The sequence below is a fragment of the Nitrosophilus sp. genome (genome assembly GCF_982775275.1).
Genome location: NZ_CEXZHP010000142.1, coordinates 1 through 4052, shown reverse-complemented (window position 1 = coordinate 4052; position 4052 = coordinate 1). Strand labels below are relative to the sequence as shown.

Genomic DNA, 4052 nt, shown 5'->3' with positions numbered 1-4052 from the left:
CATTTTGCTGGTGGTTTGAGAAATTTAATTGATAATTTTATAAATAACCGGAATCGTAATAAAAGATATTAAAACTCCAATACCAACGCTTGCTACGGCCAAATTTGCGTCAAGTTTTTCTTTTATTACCAAAATGGAAGCTAAAACCATAGGGGGCATCGCTATCTCAAAAATCACCGCTTTTGCTTTTATATCTATAAAAAATATCGATTTTATCAATATAAAAGCCAATATTGGGGCTATAATCATTTTTATAACGATAGATAATATAACTGGAGCTTTTATTTTATCTATTTTTGAAAAATCTATTTTCGCACCGACTGCAAATAGCGCTAAAGGGGTTACGGTTGAACCTATTTTTTCAAGGGTTTCTAGTAAAAATTGGGGCATATAAAAATTTTTTAGAAAAAAAGCAAGGATTAAAGCCCAAAAGGGCGGAAAGGTTAAAATCTTTTTGATATCTATCTTGTATCGACCATTTTTCATTGACAATATTATCCCACCTAAAGTAACAACGGGTAAAAAAGAGGCAAAATTGTCAAATATTATCGCATACCCCAAAGCCTCTTTTCCCAAAAACGTCTCAACATAGGGATATCCAATAAACGCCGTATTTGCAAAAGTTGAAACCATAACGAAAGATAACAAAGAGTCTTTATTTAGTTTAAGCGATTTTCCTATTATAAAAGAGATAAAAATCAAAAAAATCGTTATAAACCAACCAAAAAGTATATAGTTTATAAAAGATATTTCGATTTTCAATCTGTAAATATTTGTTATTATAAGAGATGGTAAAGAGATATAAATGATAAAATCTATCAATGCATCTAAATTTTTTTCAAATCTTTTTTTTAATAAAACCCCTAGAAAAAAAAGTAAAAAAAGATAAAATAAATTTTTTATCAATCGCAAAGCCTTTTTAATAAACACTCATAATTTTCTATCCTTCTATCTCGCAAAAATGGCCATATACGTCTGATATCTTCGGACCTTTTTGTATCTATCTCAACAACTATCACCTCTTCTTTGTCAGCAGAAGCTCTTGCCAAAAACTCTCCCTGAGGACCTACAGCAAAAGAGTTTCCCCAAAATCTAATACCGCTTATACAGCCGCTTTTGTCCTCTTCAAATCCAACCCTATTTACCGCGATCAATGGTAGAGCGTTTGCTATAGCGTGACCTCTTTGGATCGTTATCCAAGCTTCAAGCTGCCTATTTTTCTCATCTTCGCTATCTTCGTCAAACCATCCTATAGCCGTCGGATATATAAGTATTTGAGCCTTTTTTAAAGCCATTATCCTTGCCGCTTCTGGATACCACTGATCCCAGCATATAAGAACGCCAAGTCTTCCTATGCTCGTATCTATAGGCTCAAATCCAGTATCTCCTGGAGTAAAATAAAATTTTTCGTAAAAACCAGGATCATCTGGAATATGCATTTTCCTATATTTACCCGCCAATTTTCCTTTATCAAAAACAAATGCGCTATTATGATATAATCCTGCGTCTCTTTTTTCAAATAAAGAGGTTACTAAAACAATATCCTCTTTTTTTGAAATATCTTGCCAAAATTTTATATCTTTTTTAAACTCATCTGCTAAATTAAAATAGTTTACATCCTCACTTTTACAAAAATATTCGCTTTGATGAAGTTCTTGCAAAATTATAAGTTCAGCTCTTTTTTCTTTTGCCTCTTTTATCATCTGAAGTGTTTTTTGTATAGTTGCCTCTTTGGTTAAATGATATTTTTGTTGAATAAGAGCTACCCTCATCTTCCTTCCTTAAAAAAAGTTATAAAAAGCAGTATCGATAAAGTCAATATAATCGAAGCCGTTGCCGAGATATTGAAAATATAGGAGATATACAAACCTAAAATAGAAAAAACAAAAGAGATCACCCCAGAGAGTATAATCATAGATTTTAAACTTGATGTAAACTTTTCGGCTATAAAGGGGGGTATACTAAATAGAGCGATTATCAGTATAAGACCCACACTTCTTATGCTCATAACCACCGTTAAAGAGATTAAGATAAGTAAAAAAAAGTGCAAAGCTTTTACGTTAATCCCTCTTAATTTAATAAAATCCTTATCATACGCAATAGCCAAAAAATGGTTATAAAAAACTATTATGGAAAAAACCAAAACAAGATCAACAAATACCATATAATAAAGATCCGTTGTAGGAACCATCAAAATATCACCAAAAAGAAAACTTAAAAGATCTACGTTATATCCGGGCGTCAAATCAACAAATATTATCCCTATACTCATTCCCACGGCCCAGATTGTTCCGATAAGCAGATCTTTTCTATTTGGATAATAGTAAGTTATAAAAGCGATTATTAAAGCTAAAAAAAGAGCAAATATCGTAGCGCCAAAAAGGATGGAGACTCCAAAATATAAAGCCAAACCTATCCCCCCGTAACTTCCGTGAGCAATACTTGCCGCTAAATATCCATATCTATTTATAAGCATCAAAGAGCCTACGATCCCGATAGCAACCGAGAGCAAAAGGGTTGCAAATATCGAGTTTGAAAAAAGTTCAATCCACTCAAACATTACAGCTCTTTAAATAATCAAAAAGTTCCATTTCACAAAAATGCTCACCTTGAGGTTTTATAGAAAGTTTTGGATTATCGTGAATATAAAGTTTTCTGTTGATATAAAACACTCTATCAACTCCTTCAAAAACGATTTTTATATCGTGACTTACTACAATTTTTGTAAGTTTCAAATTTTTTAAAATCTCATAAATCTCTTTTTGCCCCTTTATATCGATAGAAGCGGTGGGCTCATCAAGTATCAAAATTTTAGGCTCACTCACTAAAGCCCTCGCAAGCAACACTTTTTGTCTTTGTCCTCCGGAAAGCTCGGATATTTTTCTATTTTTTAAGGACAAAATATTTAACCTCTTTAAAACCTCGTCACACTTTTTATAATCTAAACTATTATAAAAAAATTTGTTTTTTTTAAGTCGTCCCTGCAAAACGATATCTTTTACGGTTATGGGTAGGTCTGTATTAAAATTTATCTGTTGAGGTAGATATCCTATCTTTTCTTTTAGCTGCTCAACCTTTTTGCCAAATATATAAATTTCTCCCTTAGTAGGTTTTAAAAGGCCTATTATTAATTTTAAAAAAGTGCTTTTTCCCCCGCCGTTTGGTCCAATAATAGCAATATATTCACTCTCTTTTATCTTTATATTAATATTTTCCAAGATATACTCATCTTTATATTTAAAATAGAGATTTCTTGCCTCTATCGCGATTTTTTCACTCAAAATTTTAGCCTTTGTTAGCTTCTTTTATAGCTAATATGATTTTTATGATATTTTTATCCCACTCTTGACTCAAAGGATCAATGCTAACAACTTTTCCATTTATCTTTTGAGCGATAAATTTTGCACTTTTTTTTGAAAATTGAGGCTCCACAAATATAACCTTAATATTGTGCCTTTTTGCAAAATCTATAACCCTTTTTAAATATTTGATGGTAGGTTCTTTTCCCTCTTTTTCTATTGCGATTTGTTTTAGATCGTAAGTGTGAGCCAAATATCCAAAAGATGGATGATAAACTATAAACTCTCTTTTTTTTACATCTTTTAGCATATTCATAATCTTCATATCTATATTTACAAGCTCATTTATAAAATCTTTATAATTTTTTTGATAATACTCCATATTTTTGGGGTCTATTTTGCAAACCTCTTCTAAAATGACTCTTGCTTGAAGCATAACCAAAGGAGGAGATAACCATATATGAGGATCTAAAATCTCCTTATGGTGTTCATGTTTATGCTCATGATGTAAGATGGGTATCTTTTTTATATATTTTGCGCTATCTACAATCTTTAATTTTTTGTTGACACTTTTAAATCTATCGATCCATGCTCTCTCAAAAGGAACGCCTATGCTAAAATAGAGCCTTGCTTTTTTTATAGATAATAGCTGATTTGGCTTTACGTTGTAAGTTGCGGGAGAACTACCCGGAGGCACCATAACTTCTACTAAAAATCTATCTTTAACGATTTTTTCAACAAAAAATTTTTGAG

Annotated in this window: 5 protein-coding genes; all 5 read right to left on the bottom strand. The window is 31.4% G+C overall.

The features are described from left to right. Positions 1–24: 24 nt before the first annotated feature. Positions 25–906 carry an AEC family transporter gene (locus AC30RD_RS06995; protein ID WP_489493688.1) on the bottom strand — a complete coding sequence of 294 codons (882 nt, stop codon included), beginning with the start codon at positions 904–906 and terminating at the stop codon, positions 25–27. Next, positions 903–1772, bottom strand: a complete 870-nt coding sequence (locus AC30RD_RS06990) for a carbon-nitrogen hydrolase (protein WP_489493687.1) — start codon at positions 1770–1772, stop codon at positions 903–905. Before AC30RD_RS06990 ends, AC30RD_RS06995 begins: the two co-directional genes overlap by 4 nt. Then, positions 1769–2560, bottom strand: coding sequence for a metal ABC transporter permease (locus AC30RD_RS06985; protein ID WP_489493686.1), 792 nt, complete (start codon positions 2558–2560; stop codon positions 1769–1771). The genes AC30RD_RS06990 and AC30RD_RS06985 overlap by 4 nt, the downstream gene beginning before the upstream one ends. Further along, entirely contained in the window at positions 2553–3281 is a 729-nt protein-coding gene (locus tag AC30RD_RS06980) for a metal ABC transporter ATP-binding protein (protein ID WP_489493685.1), read from the bottom strand. Before AC30RD_RS06980 ends, AC30RD_RS06985 begins: the two co-directional genes overlap by 8 nt. Positions 3282–3285: 4 nt before the next feature. Beyond that, on the bottom strand, positions 3286–4052 hold a 767-nt coding region (locus tag AC30RD_RS06975), incomplete at its 5' end, for a metal ABC transporter solute-binding protein, Zn/Mn family (RefSeq protein WP_489493683.1).